The organism is Staphylococcus haemolyticus, assembly GCF_006094395.1.
In the GTDB taxonomy this organism is placed as follows: Bacteria; Bacillota; Bacilli; order Staphylococcales; family Staphylococcaceae; genus Staphylococcus; species Staphylococcus haemolyticus.
Window position 1 is genome coordinate 856,797 of the sequence record NZ_CP035291.1, and the last position, 22,325, is coordinate 879,121.

The window sequence follows — 22,325 nt, forward strand, 5'->3', positions numbered from 1 at the left end:
GAATAAAACAATAATGAAGGAGTGAGCTTGATGAAAACTGAGATATGGGATATGCGTGATTATCAAAAATCGCCATTAGATTATCCAGAATTGGAAAATATAAAACAGGTATATAATGATGGTGGGTTAATTGCAATTCCAACAGAGACTGTTTACGGATTGGGTGCAGATGCTCGAAACCAATATGCAGTTTCAAACATATATCAAGCTAAAGGACGTCCTTCTGACAATCCATTAATTGTACATATACATGATAAATCTCAGCTTGATCAAATTGTTTCTCATTTGCCTGAAGAAGCCAAATGTTTGATGGATGAGTTTTGGCCTGGACCTATTTCATTTATTTTACCTTTAAGACAGGGTTATCTTTGTGAGAAAGTAACAGGTGGCTTACAATCAATTGCGGTAAGAATGCCAAGTCATCCAATAGGAAGAGCTATACTTCAATACATTGATATACCTATCGCTGCCCCTAGTGCTAATGTAAGTGGGCGACCTTCTCCTACAACCTTTCAACACGTTTTTAATGATTTAAATGGCAAAATTGACGGTATAGTCAATGGTGATCAAAGTGAAGAAGGATTAGAAAGCACTGTCCTAGATTGTACACAGTTTCCTTTCAGAATAGCAAGACCAGGATCAATAACACAAGCAATGCTTAATGATGTTTTTCCAGGAAGCGTTGAGGAATATCATTATGACGTCAATAGCCAACCAATAGCACCTGGAATGAAGTATAAGCACTATGCCCCTGATACACCAGTAACGATGCTAATGCATCTTAGTAAACCTATTAAAACAATTAAAGAATGGAGTAAAACAGCTTTTATTTTACCGGAAACTTTGAAGCAGTATGCTCCAAGTGATGCACTATTCATTAAACTTTGTAAAGATGAAAAAGATATAAGACAAGCTAATCATAACTTGTATCAAATACTTCATAGTATTGATGAAAATCCATCAATAGATCAAGCATATATTTATGCTTTTGATAAAACAGATGAATCTGAAGCAATAATGAATCGGATTATTAAAGCTACAGGTAATCACATTGTTCGAGGTGATAACTTATGAGAATAACATTTGTATGTACTGGAAACACTTGCCGAAGTCCAATAGCCGAAAGTATCGCGAAGAAAATGCTTGTAGATGACACAATTAATTCTAGAGGAATGTTCGCGATTGATGGTCAATCCGTATCACCAGAGTCATTAGAAGTCATTATGGAGCATAATTTGCCTGAACCTACTGTAGCTAAGCAATTTAGTGAGAAAGATTTGAATAGTGACTTAATTTTAACGATGACAGATATGCATAAACAACAACTGGTTTCTCATTATGGTGACAATGGTCGCATTTATCAACTCAGTGAATATGTTGGAGAAATAGGTGACATTGTTGATCCTTTTGGTGGTAGCATAGATACTTACCGTCAAACGTTTGAACAACTTCTGTATTTGATAGGTAAGTTACGTACAAATTCATAAGCCAAATATTATACAATTAGTATATGTTAAGCTTTAAATAAGTTATAATGAAGAAGTATAGCTAGTTTGCTATGCTTCTTTTTAATTATGTATTTAAGGTGGAGATTTTAATGCAAGAACTTAAAACTTTGCTTGATGAACTTAAATCGCAATCATTTTTCAATGAAAATGAAATTTGTGTGATAGGATGTTCGACTTCTGAAGTTATAGGACAGAAGATTGGTTCTGTAGGGTCAATGGAAGTTGCTGAAGCGATCTTTAATGCATTAGAAGAAGTGAAACAAGATACTGGTGTTTCTTTTGCATTCCAAGGTTGTGAACACATTAATAGAGCAGTCACAATTGAACGTGAAGATTTCAACCCTCTAACTATGGAAGAAGTCACTGTTGTTCCCGATGTTCACGCAGGAGGTAGTCTTGCTACATATGCTTATAAGCATATGAATGACCCAATCGTAGTTGAACATATTTCTGTACCTAAAGGTATTGATATAGGTCAAACATTAATTGGAATGCATATTAAACACATTTGTGTACCGGTTAGGACAAGTGTCAAACAGGTTGGTGAAGCAATTGTAACGATAGCAACCTCAAGACCTAAGAAAATCGGTGGTGAACGAGCTAAATACGAATAAGCTTGAAAGCGTAGGAGGGGATTTTTATGTCTTATATCCAAAATCAAGATAAAGCTGTCTATGAAGCGATTCAAAATGAATACAATAGACAAAATAACAACATTGAATTAATAGCATCTGAAAATTTTGTATCTGAAGCGGTAATGGAAGCACAAGGTTCTGTAATGACTAATAAATATGCTGAAGGCTATCCTGGTCGTCGTTATTATGGTGGTTGTGATTATGTAGACGTTACTGAAACAATTGCTATCGAACGAGCTAAAGCATTATTTGGTGCTGAACATGTAAATGTGCAACCACATTCAGGTTCTCAAGCAAACATGGCAGTTTATCTTGTCGCTCTAGAGATGGGTGATACTGTTTTAGGAATGAATTTAAGTCATGGTGGTCACTTAACACACGGGTCACCAGTTAATTTTAGTGGTAAATTCTATAACTTTGTTGACTATGGTGTAGATAAGGAAACTGAAAAAATTGACTATGAAGTGGTGCGTCAATTAGCACATGAACATAAACCGAAATTAATAGTTGCAGGTACATCAGCATATTCTAGACAACTGGATTTTAAAAAGTTTAAAGAAATCGCTGATGAAGTTGGTGCTAAATTAATGGTTGATATGGCCCATATCGCTGGTTTAGTAGCAGCAGGTTTACATCCAAATCCTGTTGAACATGCAGACTTTGTCACTACAACTACTCATAAAACATTACGTGGCCCACGTGGAGGCTTAATTCTTTGTAAAGAAGAGTATAAGAAAGATATAGATAAAACAATATTCCCTGGAATTCAAGGTGGCCCTTTAGAGCATGTCATTGCAGCTAAAGCAGTTGCGTTTGGTGAAGCGCTTGAGCAAGATTTTAAAGTTTATCAAGAACAAGTAATTAAAAACGCTAAAGTACTTTCACAAACATTGCAAGAAGAAGGCTTTAGAATTGTTTCAGGAGGGACTGATAATCATTTACTTTCTGTAGATGTTAAAAATTCAGTTAATGTTACTGGTAAAGAAGCTGAAGCGACTTTAGATTCTATTGGAATAACATGTAATAAAAATACAATCCCATTTGATCAAGAAAAAGCTTTCGTAACAAGTGGTATACGTTTAGGTACACCTGCAGCGACTACGAGAGGCTTTGATGAGGAAGCGTTTAAAGAAGTAGGTCGTATTATTAGCTTAGCACTAAAAAATCCTAATAATGATACTAAATTAAAAGAGGCAAGAGAAAGAGTAAGTCGTTTAACTGCTAAATATCCGCTATATGAATAATTTATAAAATTTTGGAGGAAATATAAATGAGTAAAGTACATGTATTTGATCACCCACTAATTCAACACAAATTAAGTTACATCCGTGATATGAATACGGGAACTAAAGAATTTAGAGAACTTGTTGATGAAGTAGGCATGTTAATGGCGTATGAAGTTACTAGAGATTTAGAACTACAAGATGTAGAAATTAAAACGCCAGTAACAACAATGACTGCAAAAAGATTAGCTGGTAAAAAATTAGCTATCGTTCCAATTCTTAGAGCTGGTTTAGGTATGACAGATGGTGTGTTAAGTCTAGTACCAGCAGCTAGAGTAGGTCATATTGGTCTATATCGTGATCCTAACACATTAAAAGCAGTAGAATACTTTGCTAAACTTCCACAAGATATTGATGAGAGACAAATCATTGTTGTAGATCCAATGCTAGCAACTGGAGCATCAGCAATTGAAGCCATCAATTCATTAAAGAAACGCGGTGCAAAAAATATTAGATTTATGTGTTTAATTGCAGCACCAGAAGGTGTAGAAAAGATGCAAGAGGCGCATGATGATGTAGATATTTATATTGCAGCATTAGATGAAAAATTAAATGACAAAGCATACATTACGCCTGGTTTAGGTGATGCTGGGGACAGATTATTTGGTACAAAATAGTATTTAGGAGCTTAAAGTATGAAAAAAATTATGACAGTCTTTGGTACTAGACCAGAAGCAATTAAGATGGCACCTTTAGTAAAGGCACTCGAATATGATGCTGAGTTAGAACCAATGATTGTTGTAACTGCTCAGCATCGTGAGATGTTAGATTCAGTATTACATACTTTTAACATTAAGCCACATTATGATTTAAATATTATGGAGGAAGGTCAAACACTTTCCGACATTACCTCAAGAGCTATGACGAAACTTGAAGATGTTATAAAAAAAGAGAGACCAGATATGGTATTAGTTCATGGCGACACAACTACAACATTTTCTGGTGCTCTTGCTGCTTTTTATAATAAAGTTGCTATTGGTCATGTTGAAGCAGGTTTAAGAACGCGACATAAATATGCGCCATTTCCAGAAGAAGTGAATAGGCAAATGGTTAGCAATTTAGCCGATTTACATTTTGCACCTACTAAAGGGGCGGCTAATAATCTACTTCAAGAAAACAAGAGTCCTGATTCAATAATTATTACTGGAAATACTGCTATCGACACACTCGAACTAACAATACAAAAAGAATATACTTCAGATATTATAAGAAAACATCAAGGTAAACGTATTATATTATTAACTGTCCATAGACGAGAAAATGTCGGACAGCCAATGATTAATATTTACAAAGCGATGCGCAAAATTGTGGATGAATATGAAGATATCGTTATTGTGTCTCCATTGCATTTAAATCCTAAAGTAAGAGAACTAGCTTACGAGTATTTAGGAGAACATGAACGTATAGAATTAATTGAACCACTCGATGTTGTAGATTTTCATAACTTTGCAAATAAAGCATATTTAATTTTGACTGATTCAGGAGGGATTCAAGAAGAAGCCCCTTCATTAAATAAACCTGTTCTTGTTCTAAGAGATGTAACTGAAAGACCAGAAGGTGTAACAGCAGGTACTTTAAAGGTTGTAGGTACTGATTTTGATAATGTTTTTAAATCAACAACAGAAATCTTAGAAAATCAAATGATTTATGATCAAATGGCGCTAACTCAAAATCCTTATGGTGATGGCAATGCATCTTTGAGAATATGTGAGAGTATAAAATATTATTTCGGCTTAACTTCAAAAATGCCAAAGTCTTTCAATTCATAAAATAATCATAATTGTGAACATTTTGTGACAATTAAAGAGTTAATTTTTACAACAATTTGAATAGAATTGACACAGTATTTACCCTATATTATTATTAAATTTGTATGAGTGGAACGGTTTACATGGTTGTCATAAGTTAATTTGGAGGAAAAAAATGAGGCGTTTCAGCATCATATTTAAACAATTCATTCAATATTATATTTATTTTCTAATTTTATTGGGTGTTTTGTCTATCATTATTCCAAAACCTTTTATTCTTGGATTGATAATCGGCACAGTTGGATCTTTAATAAATACTTATATTTTCGAATTATATTTATCTCGGGCAAAGCAACCAGATAACATACATATTTCTACGGGCAATACTTGGAGGTACTTAGTCGCTATCATTGCGTGCGTAATATGGTTTTTATTAAAAGATTATGTCAATATTATTGGAGTAATGATAGGACTTATGTTTTCTTATGTTTTAATCATACTACGCTCTCTACTGCTAAAGAGTTAAAATTTTAAGAACGAAAGAGGTGAGTACATGGATCACAAAAACCCGCTCGTGAGTTGGAATGTGTTTGGTTTTGATCTCGTTTTCAATTTAGCAAGCATCATGATGTTAGTTATTACAGCAATCATTGTTTTTCTTATAGCTATTATTTGTACACGTAATTTAAAGAAAAGACCATCAGGTAAACAGAATTTTATCGAATGGATCTTTGACTTTGTGAGAAGCATCATTGAGAGTAATATGGCTTGGAAAAAAGGTGGTCAGTTTCACTTCTTAGCTGTAACATTGATATTATTTATCTTTGTTGCAAACATGTTAGGGTTACCATTTGCTATAGTGACTAAAGATCATTATCTATGGTGGAAATCTCCAACAGCAGATGCAACAGTCACATTGACATTGTCAACTATGATGATATTACTTACACACTATTATGGTGTGAAAATGCGTGGTACTAAGGCATACATAGGTAATTACTTCAAACCATTCTGGCCTTTAGCAATTATCAATGTTTTTGAAGAATTCTCTTCAACACTAACACTTGGACTACGTTTATATGGTAATATTTTTGCCGGTGAATTATTACTTTCATTATTAGCCGGTTTAGTTGTAAGTAGTGCTTGGGGTTGGATTATAGGTATTCCAGGTTTAATCGTATGGCAAGGATTCTCAATCTTTGTTGGCTCAATCCAGGCATATATATTTATCATGCTTTCAATGGTTTACATGTCCCACAAAGTAGCGGACACACATTAACTTAAACAAACATTTTAGGAGGAATTATTAATATGGGTTTAATCGCAGCAGCAATTGCAATTGGTTTATCAGCACTAGGCGCAGGTATCGGTAACGGTCTTATCGTTTCAAGAACAGTAGAAGGTGTAGCTCGTCAACCAGAAGCACGTGGACAATTAATGAGTATCATGTTCATCGGTATTGGTTTAGTTGAGGCATTACCTATCATCGGTGTTGTAATCGCATTCATGACTCTTTTCCAATAAGAAAATTTCATGGCGAAGTCACTTGGATCTTCGCCGTTCGTTTTATTTAATGGCAAGTGGTGATTAATTATGAAAGGAGTGTCAAATGCCAGTGAATGCATTAACTAATTCATTCGTTCTAGGTGCAGCAGGTGGTGGTGTTGAATGGGGTACTGTCATTGTAACAGTTATCACATTTGCTATATTACTAGCACTACTTAAGAAATTTGCTTGGGGTCCATTAAAAGAAGTAATGGATAAACGTGAACGTGACATCAACAGAGACATTGATGAAGCCGAAGAAGCAAAATTAAATGCACAAAAACTTGAAGAAGAAAATAAAAAGACACTAAAACAAACTCAAGATGAAGTTCAACGTATTTTAGAAGATGCTAGAGTTCAAGCACGTAAACAACATGAAGAAATCATTCATGAAGCAAATATTCGTGCAAACGGTATGATTGAAACTGCTCAAAGTGAAATCAATAGCGAGAAAGAACGTGCATTAGCGGATATTAACAATCAAGTGTCTGAATTATCAGTATTGATTGCTTCTAAAGTACTTCAAAAAGAAATTTCAGAACAAGATCAAAAAGAACTTGTTGATAAGTATTTAAAAGAGGCAGGCGATAAATAATGGCAAATGTAGCAAATAAATACGCTAAAGCATTATTTGACGTCGTTATTGATAAAGACAGATTAGATTTAATGTATGATGAATTGAGTGAAGTTAGTGAAGCTACAAAAAACTATGGTGAAGATTTAAGAGCAATTGACTCAAATCCAAACCAACCAGCTTCTGAAAGACGCAAATTTGTTGGTATCGTTTTTGGAGATGCTAATTATTACTTAAAAAATATGCTAATGATATTAGCTAATAATCGTCATTTAGTACTTATCAATTCAATTTTTAAAGAATTTAAAAGTTTATATAATGAATATCATAATGAAGATTCAGCAATTGTTGAATCAGTTTATCAATTAAGTGATGAAGAACTTGATCGCATTAAAGACTTAATTTTAAAACAAACTAATTTATCACAAGTACATATTACTACGAAAATAAATCCAGAATTAATTGGAGGATTTAGAGTTAAAGTTGGTACTACTGTGCTAGATGGCAGTGTTAAAAAAGATTTAGAACAAATCGAACGCAAATTTAGAAGAGTAAACTAAAATAAAGAGGAGTGACATAGATGGCCATAAAAGCTGAAGAAATCAGTGCATTACTTCGCTCACAAATTGAAAATTATGAGTCTGAAATGTCTGTAACTGATGTTGGTACGGTACTCCAAATTGGTGACGGTATCGCATTAATTCACGGATTAAATGACTGTATGGCTGGTGAGCTAGTAGAGTTCTCAAATGGTGTTCTTGGTTTAGCTCAAAACCTTGAAGAATCAAATGTGGGTGTAGTTATTTTAGGACCATATACTGAAATTACTGAAGGCGACGAAGTTAGACGTACTGGACGTATTATGGAAGTTCCAGTTGGGGAAGAACTTATTGGTCGTGTTGTTAACCCACTAGGTCAACCTATTGATGGACAAGGTCCTATTAATACAACTAAAACACGTCCTGTTGAACAAAAAGCTACAGGTGTAATGGCTCGTAAATCTGTTGACGAACCACTTCAAACTGGTATTAAAGCGATTGACGCACTAGTTCCAATTGGACGTGGTCAACGTGAGTTAATTATTGGAGATAGACAAACAGGTAAAACAACAATCGGTATTGATACAATCTTAAACCAAAAAGGTTTAGATACAATTTGTATTTACGTAGCAATTGGTCAAAAAGATTCAACTGTACGTGCAAATGTAGAAAAATTGCGTCAAGCTGGTGCATTAGATTACACAATTGTTGTTTCAGCTTCAGCATCTGAACCTTCACCATTACTTTACATTGCACCTTACTCAGGTGTAACTATGGGTGAAGAGTTTATGTTCAATGGTAAACATGTATTAATCGTTTACGATGATTTAACTAAACAAGCTGCTGCTTACCGTGAGTTATCATTATTATTACGTAGACCACCAGGTCGTGAAGCGTATCCAGGTGACGTATTCTACCTACATAGTAGATTATTAGAAAGAGCAGCTAAACTAAATGATGATTTAGGTGGCGGTTCAATTACTGCGTTACCAATCATTGAAACACAAGCAGGGGATATTTCTGCGTACGTACCAACTAACGTAATTTCAATTACAGATGGACAAATTTTCTTACAATCTGATTTATTCTTCTCAGGTGTAAGACCAGCGATTAACGCAGGACAATCAGTTTCACGTGTAGGTGGATCTGCTCAAATTAAAGCAATGAAGAAAGTAGCAGGTACGCTACGTTTAGACTTAGCTTCGTATAGAGAATTAGAATCATTTGCACAATTCGGTTCTGATTTAGATGAATTTACAGCTAGAAAACTTGAAAGAGGTAAACGTACGGTTGAAGTCTTGAAACAAGATCAAAACAAACCACTTCCTGTTGAAAATCAAGTTTTAATTATCTATGCATTAACAAAAGGTTACCTAGATGATATTCCTGTAGAAGACATCACACGTTTTGAAGATGAATTGAATAGTTGGACTAAATCAAATGGTTCAGACTTATTAAATGAAATTAGAGAAACTGGTGGCTTACCATCTGATGATAAATTTGAAGCAACTATTAATGAATTCAAGAAAAGCTTTAGCAAATCTGAATAATTAAACTTTAAATTGAAAGGGTGGTGAGATAATGGCTTCATTAAAAGAGATAGATGGTCGTATTAAATCGACGAAAAAAATGAAACAAATTACCAAAGCGATGAACATGGTATCAAGTTCAAAATTACGTCGAGCTGAAAAAAACACTAAACAATTTGAACCTTATATGGAGAAAATGCAAGATGCTATTACTGCAATTGCAGGTGCTAGTAAAAATTCTAGTCATCCTATGCTTAGACCTAGACAAGTTCAACGTAGTGGCTACTTAGTTATTACAAGTGATAAAGGCTTAGCAGGTGCTTATAGTTCAAATGTACTAAAACGACTTATTAATGACATTAAAGAAAAGCATACTAGCAGTGACGAATATAGCATTATTGTATTGGGTCAATCTGGTGTTGATTTCCTTAAAAATAGAGGTTATGAAATTGAGAATTCGCTTGTTGATGTTCCTGATCAACCTTCATTTAAATCAATACAAGCAATTGCTAAACATGCGATTGACTTATTCAGTGAAGAACATATTGACGAATTAAAAATTTATTATAGTCACTATGTTAGTGTTCTTGAGAATAAACCAACAACTAAACAAGTTTTACCATTATCTCGTGAAGATTCTAGCCAAGGTCAAGGTCAAATGTCTTCTTATGAATTTGAGCCTGATAAAGAGTCTATCCTAAGTGTTATTCTTCCTCAATATGTTGAAAGTTTAATTTATGGAACGATTTTAGATGCTAAGGCTAGTGAACATGCAGCGAGAATGACTGCAATGAAAAATGCTTCTGATAATGCAACTGAACTTATTGATGACTTATCATTACAATATAATAGAGCTAGACAAGCTGAAATCACTCAACAAATCACTGAAATTGTTGGTGGTTCCGCAGCACTTGAATAATAATTTAAAGGAGGAAACAACATGAGTAATGGCCGTGTAACTCAGGTTATGGGTCCTGTTGTTGACGTTCGTTTTGAACATAATGAAGTACCTGAAATTAATAACGCCTTAATCATCGAAGTTCCCAAAGAAGATGGTACTTTTGAATTAACGCTTGAAGTTGCATTACAACTAGGTGATGACGTTGTTCGTACAATTGCTATGGATTCAACAGATGGTGTTCAACGTGGTATGGAAGTTCAGAACACTGGAAAAGACATTTCAGTACCAGTTGGCGAAGTAACTTTAGGACGTGTATTTAACGTATTAGGTGACACAATTGATTTAGAAGATAAATTAGATGGTTCAGTAAGACGTGATCCAATTCATAGACAATCACCTAACTTTGACGAATTATCTACTGAAGTAGAAATTCTTGAAACTGGAATCAAAGTTGTAGACTTATTAGCACCATACATCAAAGGTGGTAAAATCGGTCTATTTGGTGGTGCCGGTGTTGGTAAAACCGTTTTAATCCAAGAATTGATTAATAATATCGCACAAGAACATGGTGGTATCTCAGTATTTGCTGGTGTAGGTGAACGTACACGTGAAGGTAACGACCTATATTATGAAATGAGAGATAGTGGTGTTATTAAGAAAACAGCAATGGTATTTGGTCAAATGAACGAGCCACCTGGTGCACGTATGCGTGTGGCACTTTCTGCATTGACAATGGCTGAGTATTTCCGTGATGAACAAGGACAAGACGTTCTGTTATTCATCGATAACATTTTCAGATTTACTCAAGCAGGTTCAGAAGTATCAGCATTATTGGGACGTATGCCTTCAGCTGTAGGTTATCAACCTACTTTAGCTACAGAAATGGGTCAATTACAAGAACGTATTACATCAACGAATAAAGGTTCAGTAACCTCAATTCAAGCAGTATTCGTACCAGCCGATGACTATACTGACCCAGCGCCAGCAACTGCATTCGCTCACTTAGATGCTACAACTAACTTAGAACGTAAATTAACTGAGATGGGTATCTACCCTGCCGTGGATCCTTTAGCATCTACATCAAGAGCATTAGAACCAGCAATTGTTGGTCAAGAGCATTATGAAGTGGCACGAGATGTCCAATCAACACTTCAAAAATATAGAGAATTACAAGATATCATTGCTATTTTAGGTATGGATGAGTTATCAGAAGAAGATAAATTGACTGTAGAACGTGCACGTCGAATTCAATTCTTCTTGTCACAAAACTTCCATGTAGCAGAACAATTCACTGGTCAAAAAGGTTCATACGTTCCTGTTAAAACTACTGTAGCTGATTTTAAAGACATTTTAGATGGTAAATATGACCATATTCCTGAAGATGCTTTCCGTTTAGTTGGAAGTATGGAAGATGTAATTGCCAAAGCAAAAGATATGGGTGTTGAAGTCTAAACAATTAGGAGGTATAGATAATGAGTACAGTTAATCTTGATATTGTCACTCCTAATGGTTCAGTCTACGAAAAAGATGACGTTGAATTAGTTGTTTTTCAAACTACAGCTGGTGAAATGGGTGTCATGAGTGGGCATATTCCGACAGTTGCCGCATTAAAAACAGGCCATGTAAAAGTGAATTTTAGAAATGGTACTGAATATATAGCTGTTAGTGGTGGCTTTGTTGAAATTAGACAACATAAAGTATCTGTCATTGTTCAAACAGCTGAAACTGCAAGTGAAATTGATGTAGAACGAGCTAAATTAGCTCGTCAAAGAGCACAATCTCATTTAGAAGATCAGGATAACAGTGATATAAACAGAGCTAAAAGAGCGTTGGCAAGAGCTGAAAACCGCTTACGCGTAGCAGAATTAAAATAATTAAAAAGGTTTGGAAACTAACTTTAGTTTTCAAACCTTTTTTATGTTGTATCATAGTCACGATTAGTATCATTCTGTGCTTATTTAATGTACAATATAGTACAGAAATCTAAAAGGAGAGAATGTCATGGATTATATAGGACAATTTGCAATAGTACACTTAATTTTACATGTTCTGTGTATTTGTATAGCTTATTGGGCATTAAACTCTCTTAAATTAGATCAATTTTTTAAAAAAGGCTATGCTACTCAAGTACAAGTTTGTCTAATGTTTTTAGCGGTATTATTGGGTACAGCTGTTAGTAATTTTTTAATTGATTTATTACAATTCTCAACACAAGTGAAATTTTTATTTCAATAATGAGGTTATTGTAAATTCTTTTTAAAAATGGATATAATAAATAAATAATTGATTGAAAATCGGGAAATGATGATAGTAATAGGAGTTTAAAGTGGAGGATTATTATGGATAAAATAGTTATAAAAGGTGGCAATCGCCTAACTGGAGAAGTTAAAGTTGAAGGAGCTAAAAATGCAGTTTTACCAGTACTAACTGCATCACTGTTAGCATCAGAAGGTCAAAGTAAACTTGTTAACGTTCCAGATCTAAGTGATGTTGTAACAATAAATAATGTGTTATCAACATTAAACGCTAATGTGGAGTATAACAAAGAAGAAGGTGCTGTATTAGTTGATGCATCTACAACATTAAAAGAAGAGGCACCTTATGAATATGTTAGTAAGATGCGTGCGAGCATATTGGTTATGGGTCCTTTACTAGCTCGATTAGGACATGCCATTGTCGCATTACCAGGTGGTTGTGCAATTGGTGCACGACCAATAGAGCAACATATTAAAGGTTTTGAAGCTCTAGGTGCTGAAATTCACCTTGAAAATGGAAATATTTATGCTAGTACAAAAGATGGTTTAAAAGGTACAGATATTCATTTGGATTTCCCTAGTGTAGGTGCAACTCAAAACATTATTATGGCTGCTTCACTTGCAAAGGGTAAAACAGTAATTGAAAATGTTGCTAAAGAACCTGAAATTGTTGATTTAGCAAACTATATCAATGAAATGGGTGGTAAAGTTACCGGAGCTGGTACTGATACTATTACAATTCATGGTGTCGAAAAATTAAGAGGTGTTGAACATTCAATTATTCCAGATAGAATTGAAGCAGGTACCCTTATCATAGCTGCTGCAATTACACGTGGTGATGTATTTGTTAGAGACGCTGTGAAGGAACACATGACTAGTTTAATTTATAAACTAGAAGAAATGGGTGTTAATTTAGATTTCCAAGAAGATGGTGTAAGAGTCACTGCTGAGGATGAACTTAAACCAGTTGACGTTAAAACATTGCCACATCCTGGATTCCCAACAGATATGCAATCACAAATGATGGCGTTATTATTAACAGCTGAAGGTCATAAAGTGATAACTGAAACAGTCTTCGAAAATAGATTTATGCACGTTGCCGAATTCAGACGTATGAATGCAAATATTACTGTAGAAGGCAGAAGCGCTAAAATACAAGGTAAGAGTCAATTACAAGGTGCTCAAGTTAAAGCAACGGATTTACGTGCAGCTGCAGCATTAATATTAGCTGGTTTAGTAGCTGAAGGTACAACTCAGGTTACTGAATTGAAACATTTAGACCGTGGTTACGTTAATTTCCATGAGAAATTAAAATCATTGGGCGCTAACATTGAAAGAGTAAATTATTAATAAGATAATTATCGTATAAACTTCTGGAGGACTTACATTATGGAAACAATTTTCGATTATAATCAAATTAAACAAATTATTCCACATAGACAACCATTTTTACTAATTGACCGTGTAGTTGAATATGAAGAAGGCAAAAGATGTGTGGGCTTAAAACAAGTATCTGGTAATGAGCCATTTTTCCAAGGACACTTTCCAGATTATGCTGTAATGCCTGGCGTACTAATTACTGAAGCTTTAGCTCAAACAGGAGCTGTTGCTATGCTAAACAGTGAAGAGAATAAAGGTAAAATTGCTTTATTTGCTGGTATTGATAAATGTAGATTTAAAAAGCAAGTAACTCCTGGTGATACTTTAATGTTAGAAGTAGAAATTACTAAAATTAAAGGTCCGATTGGAAAAGGTACAGCTAAAGCAACTGTTGATGGACAATTAGCTTGCAGTTGTGAACTAACTTTCGCAATTCAAAATGCTTAGATAATCATAGATGGGAGTAGGACAGAAATAATATTTTCTCAAAATTTATTTCGTTGGCCTACCCCGGAAAGGATGACTAGGTTTGAAAAAAGCTTGATTCAAGCGCATTTTCAAATCAGTCAGCAACTGACAAAATGATAAAGTAGGCTGAGACATTTAATTTTGTCTCAGCCTCATTTTTATTCTCTCTCAAATTTTTCTTCTTTAAGTTTTGGTTTTGATTGCATCATTCGATTGAATGTTATTTTTAACTCTTCACCAGAAAGACCTTCATCTATCAACTGTTCTAATAAACTCTCTGCATATACTTGACGTAAAGTATAAATATGGCAGTCAAATACTATTGACATTGTTGTTTCGAATTCAGAAATGCTTTTAATTGTGGCATCAAATAAAGCGGGATCATTTGAAGGACGCGTTATCACGACTCTAATGTCCAATAAAGTTTGATCATCATAATATTTTTTCATTGTCTCATAATGTGCATTTGAAATGACAACCTCTAAGAGCCAACCTGTGCCACTATTTTCTTTATTAATGATTACACCATCTTCTAACTCGAATTCAGTTATTCCACCATTTTCGTTTACGATTTGAAAACGTACAGCTTTAAATGTCTTCACTTCATCACATCCCCAAAAAAATTTAAATTATGCAAAAAATGAAATTATTAATAATCTAATATGAGTTTTACAATTATTTTCTTTAAATATATCAAACTTTGTGTATTAAGAGGAATAAAAATATTAAAAATAGAATTTTGACGCTTAAATTATAAATGAATAATATAGTTATAGAAGGAGGTGACACATGCTAAATAAAATTGTGATAGTAGGTCGATTGACCAAAAAGGCACAAATATTTGAAAACGAGGAGGTGAAAATAGCTACGTTCTGTGTTGCAACTGAACGTAATTATAAAGATGAAAATAATGAAATAGCTTGTGATTATATTTTTTGTAAGGCATTTGGTAAAACAGCAACAAATATAGAATCATATACAGACCAAGGCACTTTAGTTGGTATTACAGGACAAATGAGATCTCGTAAGTACGATAAAGATGGCCAAACGCACTTTGTGACTGAATTATATGTTGAAACAATTAAATTTATGTCCCCTAAATCTAAAAATGATAATATTCTTCCTAACACCTCATATGATGAAGACGCTTATTCCTTTGATCACCTTGAAGTGATTGATGTTAACTAATGTTCTAATAACTCCATCCCTTTTTACTATAAAAACTTCTTTTAATTATACTCATGGCCTCTCTTATATAAAGAATTTTATAAGGGAGGCTATTAAATTATCCATTTAATTATCTGAAAGATTTCATAAATATTACAAAGAAAAGATGTTTATTTACCTATTCAAAACTGTCATGATAGTTTGCAATTGAAATAATTATGGTTTTACTAATGTAATTTCTATGTAAAAAAGTCCTGTCTTTTTTTATTTCACTGTAACCTACTATGATTTTATGGATGTTAAAGTGTTACTTGTAAAATTAATTAAGACACAAACATTCTTAGGAGGATATATATATTATGAAAAAGACAATTATTGCTTCATCATTAGCAGTAGGTTTAGGAGTAGTTGCTGGCAACGCTGGACACGCAGATGCGAGCGAAGCTCAAGTAAATAAAGCAGAATTAGCTCAATTAGCTCAATCAAACGATCAATCATTAAATGATAGCCCTATCCAAGAAGGTGCTTACAATGTAACTTTTGATTATGAAGGTTTCACTTACCATTTTGAATCAGATGGTACTAATTGGAGCTGGAACTATGCACAATCAGGTCAAGCTTCTCAACAACAAGATGTAAGTGCACAAGCTTCAACTGTTTCTAATCAAACTTCAGCTGAACAAGTTGGTTCACAACAACAATCTAGTCAAGCTCAACCAACTCAAACTCAACAAGCACCTCAAACTGAACAAACACAACAACCACAAACTGAAGCTACAACTTCTAACTCAAGTTCTTCAAATAACAATGCTTCAAGTGGTTCTTCTGTAAATGTTAACAGTCATTTACAACAAATTGCACAACGTGAATCTGGTGGCGACATTACTGCTATCAACCCAAGTTCAGGTGCAGCAGGTAAATATCAATTCTTACAATCTACTTGGGATTCAGTAGCTCCTGATGAATATAAAGGTGTTTCACCAGCACAAGCTCCTGAAGACGTACAAGATGCTGCAGCAGTTAAATTATATAACACTGCAGGCGCTTCACAATGGGTAACTGCATAATATAGTAATTTAATTATTTTAAAGTAAGAGTGGAACAGTGAATTTTGTTCCACTCTTTTTTGTTTTGTTTGATAAAACGCAGTCATTTTGATATTGTTAAATTAATAAATTAATGCTACTAGGGGAGCCATAGTAAATGGCTGAGATGATTAATTCAGACCCTTATAACCTGATTTGGTTAGTACCAACGTAGGAAAGTAGTTATGTAAATGTTACGTTCTCTTTATTGAATGATAGCTACATTTCTACGTTGAAATGTAGCATTTTTTAATTTTAAGGAGGATTAATATGACATTTTCAACTGAGATTAAAGAGGCTGCGCAACCTATTATTGAAGAAATTTATAATGATGGTTTTATACAAGACCTATTAAAAGGGGATTTAGATGCTCAAGCAGTACGTCAATATTTAAGAGCAGATGCATCATATTTGAAAGAATTTACAAATTTATATGCACTTCTTATCCCAAAAGCGCCATCAATGAAGGATGTTAAATTTTTAGTTGAACAAATTGAATTTATGCTTGATGGTGAGGTTGAGGCACATGAAATCCTAGCAGATTATATCAACGAACCTTATGAAGAAATTGTTAAAGAAAAAGTATGGCCACCTAGTGGAGATCATTATATTAAACATATGTATTATCACGCATATGCACATGAAAATGCTGCGTATACTATAGCTGCAATGGCACCTTGTCCTTATGTATATGAAGTAGTAGCTAAAATGGCATTAGATGATCAAAATCTAAATAGAGATTCAGTAACATCGAAATGGTTTGATTTCTATAGCACAGAAATGCGACCATTAATCGAAGTATTTGACAATTTATTAGATGAATTAACAGCAAATTGTACAGAACAAGAGAAAAAAGATATTAAAGAAAGTTTCTTACAAAGTACTATACATGAACGTAATTTCTTTAATATGGCTTATATTAATGAACAGTGGAACTTCGGAGGCGACAAAAATGCATAAACCCAAAATTGCTTTAACAATTGCAGGAACTGATCCATCAGGTGGCGCTGGTGTAATGGCCGATTTAAAATCATTTCATGCCTGTGGCGTCTACGGTATGGCAGCGATTACAAGTATTGTTGCGCAAAACACGAAAGGCGTTCAACACATCCATAATCTTGAGATAAGTTGGGTACAAGAACAATTAGACAGTGTCTTTAATGATGAATTACCACATGCTATTAAGACAGGCATGATTGCAACTCATGAAACAATGGAGTTAATCCAACATTATTTGAAACAGCATTCAGATATTCCATACGTTATTGATCCAGTTATGCTTGCTAAAAGTGGTGATTCACTTATGGATGATGATACTAAGAAACATTTACAGAATACATTACTACCTTTAGCAGATGTCGTCACGCCTAATATTCCTGAAGCAGAGGAAATTACTGGTATCAAAATAGACACTGAAGAAAATATACGAAAAGCTGGTAACATATTTATTAACGAGATAGGTAGTAAAGGCGTCGTAATAAAAGGTGGGCATTCTGCTGATTTAAACAATGCCAAAGATTTCTTGTTTACTAAGGATGATGTATATACTTTTGAAGATCAACGCTTTGATACAAAACATACTCACGGCACCGGATGTACATTTTCAGCGGTAATTACTGCAGAACTTGCAAAAGGTAAATCAATCTATGAAGCGGTAAAAAAAGCTAAGAAATTTATTTCATTAAGTATTCAATATACGCCAGAGATTGGTCAAGGTAGAGGGCCGGTGAACCATTTTGCTTATATGAAGAAAGTAGGTTTAGATGATGAATAACTTAGAACGTTTGAGACAAGAGAACCCTCTAGTTGTATGTTATACAAATGATGTCGTGAAGAATTTTACAGCCAATGGTTTACTCAGTATCGGCGCGAGCCCAGCAATGAGTGAAGCACCTGAAGAAGCGAAGGAATTTTATAAAGTCGCTGGTGCATTACTTATTAATATTGGCACGATGACTAAAGCAAATGAACAAGACATATTGGAAATTGGTAAAATTGCGAATCAACAAGGAACACCGATTGTATTTGATCCAGTGGCAGTTGGTGCATCTTCATATCGTAAAGCATTTTGCCAAAAATTCTTATCAGAAGTGAAAGTATCAGTAATTAAAGGAAATGCCTCAGAAATTTTAACGTTAGTAGATGCGACTACAACGATGAAAGGTACAGATGGTAAAACTGACTTAGATGTTGTTGAAATAGCTAAGAGAGCCCATGAGGAATTGAATACAGCCATCGTGTTAACAGGTAAAGATGATGTTGTTGTCCAAGGTGGCAAAGTTGTCAAGTTATCTAATGGGTCACCTTTATTAGCTAAAATTACTGGTGCTGGATGTTTACTCGGTGGTATTGTAGCGAGTTTCTTATTTAGAGAAGAAAATCCAACACTACAAGTGTTAGAAGAAGCAGTGAGCATTTATAATATTGCTGCTGAAATTGCTGAAAAGGATCAACAAGTGAATGGACCAGGTACATTTTTACCCAAACTGTTAGATCAAATGTATAACATTGATTTTAATACTTACCAACAACAAGTCAAAAGACAAGAGGTTGAATAATATGTTTAATTCATCATCATTAAACGTTTATTTTATTTGCGGTACGCAAGATGTTCCAGAAGGAAAAGATATTAGAGAAATACTAAAACAAGCTTTAGAAGCTGGAATTACCCTTTTTCAATTCCGTGAAAAGGGGCCAACATCATTAGATGGTGTTGAGAAAGAACATTTAGCAATTGATTTATTAAAACTATGTCATGACTATCAAGTACCATTTATTGTAAATGACGACGTTGATTTAGCTGAGAAAATAAATGCAGACGGTATTCATGTAGGGCAAGATGATGAAAATGTGAAGTCTTTTGCTGAACGCTTCAAAGATAAAATCATTGGGCTTAGCATTGGAAATGAGAAAGAATATTATCATTCGGATTTGGAACATGTTGATTATATTGGAGTTGGACCTATGTTTGCAACAATCTCTAAAAATGATGCTAACGCACCAGTAGGTCCATCAATGATTGCTACATTAAAGAACATCAATCCTTCGTTACCAATGGTAGCAATTGGAGGCATAACAGAAGACAATATTGAACCTATTGCTCAAAATGGTGCAGATGGTGTTTCAGTTATTTCAGCGATTGCACGTAGTCATAATATTGACAAGACTGTTACTAAAATGAAAAGTTATTTCAAATAAATAATAAAATTTTTCTTTTTTTGTTTTCTAGTACACGGTTACTATGATAAAATAATCCCTATGTGAATATATCAATAGAGGTGTAAAAATGAAGAAGAAAGCGTTACTACCTTTGTTATTAGGGGTAATGGTCTTTTTAGCCGGATGTGACTATTCTAAGTCTAGTAATAGAGATGGATTTTTCTATAATACATTCGTAGAACCAATGTCTAAAGTATTACATTGGTTAGGCCATTCAGTATTTAACGATGACTACGGTATTGCAATTATCGTATTAGTTTTAGTAATACGTATTATCTTGTTACCATTCATGCTATCAAACTATAAAAATAGTCATTTGATGCGTGAAAAAATGAAAGTTGCCAAACCAGAAGTTGATGGTGTGCAAGAGAAAGTTAAACGTGCACGTACTCAAGAAGAGAAAATGGCAGCAAACCAAGAAATGATGGAAGTTTATAAGAAATACGATATTAATCCAATGAAGAGTGCATTAGGATGTTTACCTGTATTAATTCAAATGCCAGTTGTCATGGGATTATACTTTGTATTACGTTACCGTATTGGTGGCGGTATTGCAGAACATCCTCACTTCTTATGGTTTAATTTAATACATCCTGATATTTGGATTACTATCATTGCCGGTGTGCTTTACTTTATCCAAGCTTGGGTATCAAGTAAGCAAATGCCTCAAGAACAACGTCAAATGACATATATGATGATGATTGTATCACCAATCATGATTATTTGGATTTCATTAAGTTCGGCTTCAGCTTTAGGTTTATATTGGTCAGTCAGTGCGGCATTCTTGGTTGTTCAAACATACTTCGCCAATATGTACTATGAAAAAGTTGCTCAAAGAGAAGTTGCACCAATGATTGAAAAATTTAAGGAAAATAATAGTAACTCAAATAAAAAAGGTAAAAACACTCAAGTCGTTTCTAAGAATAATAAAAAGAAAAAATAAATTAGTTTAATTGAAACTAGTAAGTAAAAAGGTCGATATCCTTACGTAGGGTATCGACCTTTTTTGGCTCTATAATAAATTGGACTGATGACTAAAAATCATCAGTCCAATTTTTATGTTTGAATACAAAAATGGCGCAATTACCTCTATAATTATTAGCTACCAAACAAAATAAAAAGAAAGGTAATGCGCCTATGTGTAAGTCTATATTAAATACATTAAGAATTAAAGATAAAAATCTAAATTTTTCAGATGAAGTGATTGAGAAAAAACATAAAGGACGAATGAGCTTGTTTTACTATGCCGAGCTCACTTATCAACCTACACATTGTGAAAATTGTTCAACTAAAAATGAAAATTTCTCAATAGTAAAAAATGGTAAGAAAACCTCAACGATTACTTTACTTAAAATTATGGAAATGCCCGCTTATTTAGAACTTCAAAAACAAAGATTTTATTGTAAATCATGTGACAGTCATTTTACTGCTAAATCTAATATTGTCGACGCTCATTGCTTTATTTCTAATAAAACAAAACTTGCAGTTTTAGATAAAGCACAAGAATACCGCTCTCAAAAATCTATCGCTAAGTCATGCTTAGTATCATCAATGACTGTGTCTAGAGTGATTAATCAAGCGGCAAGCGACGTAGGTCAGTCTTCTTTTGATGCTTTACCTGAACACTTAATGATGGACGAATTTAAAAGTGTTAAAAATGTTATCGGAAAAATGAGTTTTATTTATGCAGATGCTGTATCGCACCGCATCGTAGATGTGGTAGCGGATCGTAAGTTAAAATCGCTAAAAGATCATTTTTATCGCTATTCTTTGAAACTCAGACAAAAAGTCAAAACAGTCACGATTGATATGTATGAACCATATATGTCACTAATCAAACAATTATTTCCTAACGCGAAGATTATTATTGATCGTTTTCATATTGTTCAATCTTTAAATCGAGCGTTAAATATGTCTAGAGTTCATGTAATGAATTGTTATAGAACCTCTAATAGACCGCTTTATAATAAATATAAAAGTTATTGGAAACTATTTCTTAAACCTTTTGAAACGCTAGAAGCATTTAATTATCATAAAGTCCATTTATTTAAAGAGTGGAAAACCGAAAAAGGCATTATAAATTACTTATTAGGTGTAGATGTAGAACTATTTAATACATATCACTACGTTCATGAGCTAAGAAGATTATTAAAAGAAAATCAAATAGAGAAATTTAATCATAAACTCTTTTCTATTCATCTTTCAGATGTGTGTCCTAAATTACGCCCAGTCATTAGAACTTTAAGACGATTAGCTACTTTCATTGAAAATACTATGACATATTCTAACCTGACCAACGGTCCGTTAGAAGGAATTAATAATAAAATCAAACTCATTAAAAGGGTATCTTTTGGTTATAGAAATTATGATAATTTACGTAATCGAATTATTATAACTTCGCGACTATTTGTCTCAACAACAAAAAAAGAGATTAAACAACTTAAAGTTGCTTAATCTCAATATTTGGACTCATCAGTCCGATTTGACGT

General features: G+C 33.8%; 27 protein-coding genes and 1 riboswitch. Of the genes, 26 read left to right on the forward strand and 1 reads right to left on the reverse strand.

Features of this window, described 5'->3' with window-relative positions:
• Positions 1–30: 30 nt before the first annotated feature.
• The 18 genes from EQ029_RS04050 (at position 31) to fabZ (ending at position 14,344) form a co-directional block, all read left to right on the forward strand.
• Positions 31–1,074: an L-threonylcarbamoyladenylate synthase gene (locus tag EQ029_RS04050; RefSeq protein ID WP_011275230.1), complete on the forward strand. Its 1,044-nt coding sequence runs from the start codon at positions 31–33 to the stop codon at positions 1,072–1,074.
• The gene (locus tag EQ029_RS04055; protein WP_057504770.1) at positions 1,071–1,487 is read left to right on the forward strand and encodes a low molecular weight protein arginine phosphatase; all 417 of its coding nucleotides are present in this window, start codon (positions 1,071–1,073) and stop codon (positions 1,485–1,487) included. Before EQ029_RS04050 ends, EQ029_RS04055 begins: the two co-directional genes overlap by 4 nt.
• Positions 1,488–1,597: 110 nt before the next feature.
• A complete protein-coding gene (locus tag EQ029_RS04060; protein ID WP_011275232.1) occupies positions 1,598–2,122 on the forward strand; it encodes a TIGR01440 family protein in 525 nt (174 codons plus the stop codon).
• A 26-nt stretch (positions 2,123–2,148) separates the two neighbouring features.
• Complete coding sequence (gene glyA, locus EQ029_RS04065) at positions 2,149–3,387, forward strand: serine hydroxymethyltransferase (RefSeq protein WP_016931218.1); 1,239 nt, start codon at positions 2,149–2,151, stop codon at positions 3,385–3,387.
• A gap of 26 nt (positions 3,388–3,413) precedes the next feature.
• Positions 3,414–4,043 carry a uracil phosphoribosyltransferase gene (gene upp, locus EQ029_RS04070; RefSeq protein ID WP_011275234.1) on the forward strand — a complete coding sequence of 210 codons (630 nt, stop codon included), beginning with the start codon at positions 3,414–3,416 and terminating at the stop codon, positions 4,041–4,043.
• 18 nt (positions 4,044–4,061) lie between these two features.
• Positions 4,062–5,195 (forward strand): non-hydrolyzing UDP-N-acetylglucosamine 2-epimerase, encoded by a 1,134-nt coding sequence (gene wecB, locus EQ029_RS04075; protein ID WP_033079611.1) that lies wholly within the window; start codon positions 4,062–4,064, stop codon positions 5,193–5,195.
• 154 nt (positions 5,196–5,349) lie between these two features.
• A complete protein-coding gene (locus EQ029_RS04080) occupies positions 5,350–5,700 on the forward strand; it encodes an ATP synthase subunit I (RefSeq protein WP_011275236.1) in 351 nt (116 codons plus the stop codon).
• 27 nt (positions 5,701–5,727) lie between these two features.
• The gene (gene atpB / locus EQ029_RS04085; protein ID WP_011275237.1) at positions 5,728–6,453 is read left to right on the forward strand and encodes a F0F1 ATP synthase subunit A; all 726 of its coding nucleotides are present in this window, start codon (positions 5,728–5,730) and stop codon (positions 6,451–6,453) included.
• A gap of 32 nt (positions 6,454–6,485) precedes the next feature.
• Complete coding sequence (gene atpE / locus EQ029_RS04090; RefSeq protein ID WP_011275238.1) at positions 6,486–6,698, forward strand: F0F1 ATP synthase subunit C; 213 nt, start codon at positions 6,486–6,488, stop codon at positions 6,696–6,698.
• Between the two features lie 85 nt (positions 6,699–6,783).
• Positions 6,784–7,314, forward strand: a complete 531-nt coding sequence (locus tag EQ029_RS04095; RefSeq protein ID WP_016931216.1) for a F0F1 ATP synthase subunit B — start codon at positions 6,784–6,786, stop codon at positions 7,312–7,314.
• Complete coding sequence (locus EQ029_RS04100) at positions 7,314–7,853, forward strand: F0F1 ATP synthase subunit delta (RefSeq protein WP_057504771.1); 540 nt, start codon at positions 7,314–7,316, stop codon at positions 7,851–7,853. The genes EQ029_RS04095 and EQ029_RS04100 overlap by 1 nt, the downstream gene beginning before the upstream one ends.
• 20 nt (positions 7,854–7,873) lie before the next feature.
• Entirely contained in the window at positions 7,874–9,382 is a 1,509-nt protein-coding gene (gene atpA / locus EQ029_RS04105) for a F0F1 ATP synthase subunit alpha (RefSeq protein ID WP_011275241.1), read from the forward strand.
• 31 nt (positions 9,383–9,413) lie between these two features.
• Positions 9,414–10,280, forward strand: coding sequence for an ATP synthase F1 subunit gamma (gene atpG / locus EQ029_RS04110; RefSeq protein ID WP_011275242.1), 867 nt, complete (start codon positions 9,414–9,416; stop codon positions 10,278–10,280).
• Positions 10,281–10,301: 21 nt separating this feature from the next.
• A complete protein-coding gene (gene atpD / locus EQ029_RS04115) occupies positions 10,302–11,714 on the forward strand; it encodes a F0F1 ATP synthase subunit beta (RefSeq protein WP_057504772.1) in 1,413 nt (470 codons plus the stop codon).
• Between the two features lie 20 nt (positions 11,715–11,734).
• Positions 11,735–12,136 (forward strand): F0F1 ATP synthase subunit epsilon, encoded by a 402-nt coding sequence (locus EQ029_RS04120; protein ID WP_011275244.1) that lies wholly within the window; start codon positions 11,735–11,737, stop codon positions 12,134–12,136.
• 127 nt (positions 12,137–12,263) lie between these two features.
• Positions 12,264–12,497 carry a DUF1146 family protein gene (locus tag EQ029_RS04125; protein WP_011275245.1) on the forward strand — a complete coding sequence of 78 codons (234 nt, stop codon included), beginning with the start codon at positions 12,264–12,266 and terminating at the stop codon, positions 12,495–12,497.
• 104 nt (positions 12,498–12,601) lie between these two features.
• A complete protein-coding gene (gene murA / locus EQ029_RS04130; RefSeq protein ID WP_033079610.1) occupies positions 12,602–13,867 on the forward strand; it encodes a UDP-N-acetylglucosamine 1-carboxyvinyltransferase in 1,266 nt (421 codons plus the stop codon).
• Between the two features lie 39 nt (positions 13,868–13,906).
• Positions 13,907–14,344: a 3-hydroxyacyl-ACP dehydratase FabZ gene (gene fabZ, locus EQ029_RS04135; protein WP_011275247.1), complete on the forward strand. Its 438-nt coding sequence runs from the start codon at positions 13,907–13,909 to the stop codon at positions 14,342–14,344.
• A gap of 179 nt (positions 14,345–14,523) precedes the next feature.
• Here fabZ and EQ029_RS04140 read toward each other — a convergent pair whose 3' ends face one another.
• Positions 14,524–14,967 carry a YwpF-like family protein gene (locus tag EQ029_RS04140; protein ID WP_011275248.1) on the reverse strand — a complete coding sequence of 148 codons (444 nt, stop codon included), beginning with the start codon at positions 14,965–14,967 and terminating at the stop codon, positions 14,524–14,526.
• Positions 14,968–15,154: 187 nt separating this feature from the next.
• On the opposite strand from EQ029_RS04140, the gene EQ029_RS04145 reads away from it, so the two are divergent.
• From EQ029_RS04145 to EQ029_RS04180, 8 genes are all read left to right on the forward strand, one after another.
• Positions 15,155–15,553, forward strand: coding sequence for a single-stranded DNA-binding protein (locus EQ029_RS04145; RefSeq protein ID WP_011275249.1), 399 nt, complete (start codon positions 15,155–15,157; stop codon positions 15,551–15,553).
• A 338-nt stretch (positions 15,554–15,891) separates the two neighbouring features.
• A complete protein-coding gene (locus tag EQ029_RS04150; RefSeq protein ID WP_011275250.1) occupies positions 15,892–16,599 on the forward strand; it encodes a transglycosylase family protein in 708 nt (235 codons plus the stop codon).
• A 110-nt stretch (positions 16,600–16,709) separates the two neighbouring features.
• Positions 16,710–16,812: riboswitch (TPP riboswitch) on the forward strand.
• A gap of 75 nt (positions 16,813–16,887) precedes the next feature.
• Entirely contained in the window at positions 16,888–17,577 is a 690-nt protein-coding gene (gene tenA, locus EQ029_RS04155) for a thiaminase II (RefSeq protein WP_011275251.1), read from the forward strand.
• A complete protein-coding gene (thiD, locus tag EQ029_RS04160; protein WP_016931211.1) occupies positions 17,570–18,391 on the forward strand; it encodes a bifunctional hydroxymethylpyrimidine kinase/phosphomethylpyrimidine kinase in 822 nt (273 codons plus the stop codon). The genes tenA and thiD overlap by 8 nt, the downstream gene beginning before the upstream one ends.
• Positions 18,384–19,175 carry a hydroxyethylthiazole kinase gene (thiM, locus tag EQ029_RS04165; RefSeq protein WP_011275253.1) on the forward strand — a complete coding sequence of 264 codons (792 nt, stop codon included), beginning with the start codon at positions 18,384–18,386 and terminating at the stop codon, positions 19,173–19,175. The genes thiD and thiM overlap by 8 nt, the downstream gene beginning before the upstream one ends.
• 1 nt (position 19,176) lies before the next feature.
• Positions 19,177–19,815: a thiamine phosphate synthase gene (gene thiE / locus EQ029_RS04170; RefSeq protein WP_011275254.1), complete on the forward strand. Its 639-nt coding sequence runs from the start codon at positions 19,177–19,179 to the stop codon at positions 19,813–19,815.
• Between the two features lie 88 nt (positions 19,816–19,903).
• Positions 19,904–20,779 (forward strand): membrane protein insertase YidC, encoded by an 876-nt coding sequence (gene yidC / locus EQ029_RS04175; protein ID WP_011275255.1) that lies wholly within the window; start codon positions 19,904–19,906, stop codon positions 20,777–20,779.
• 194 nt (positions 20,780–20,973) lie between these two features.
• The gene (locus EQ029_RS04180; RefSeq protein ID WP_058646542.1) at positions 20,974–22,290 is read left to right on the forward strand and encodes an ISL3-like element ISSha1 family transposase; all 1,317 of its coding nucleotides are present in this window, start codon (positions 20,974–20,976) and stop codon (positions 22,288–22,290) included.
• The last annotated feature ends 35 nt before the right edge of the window (positions 22,291–22,325 follow it).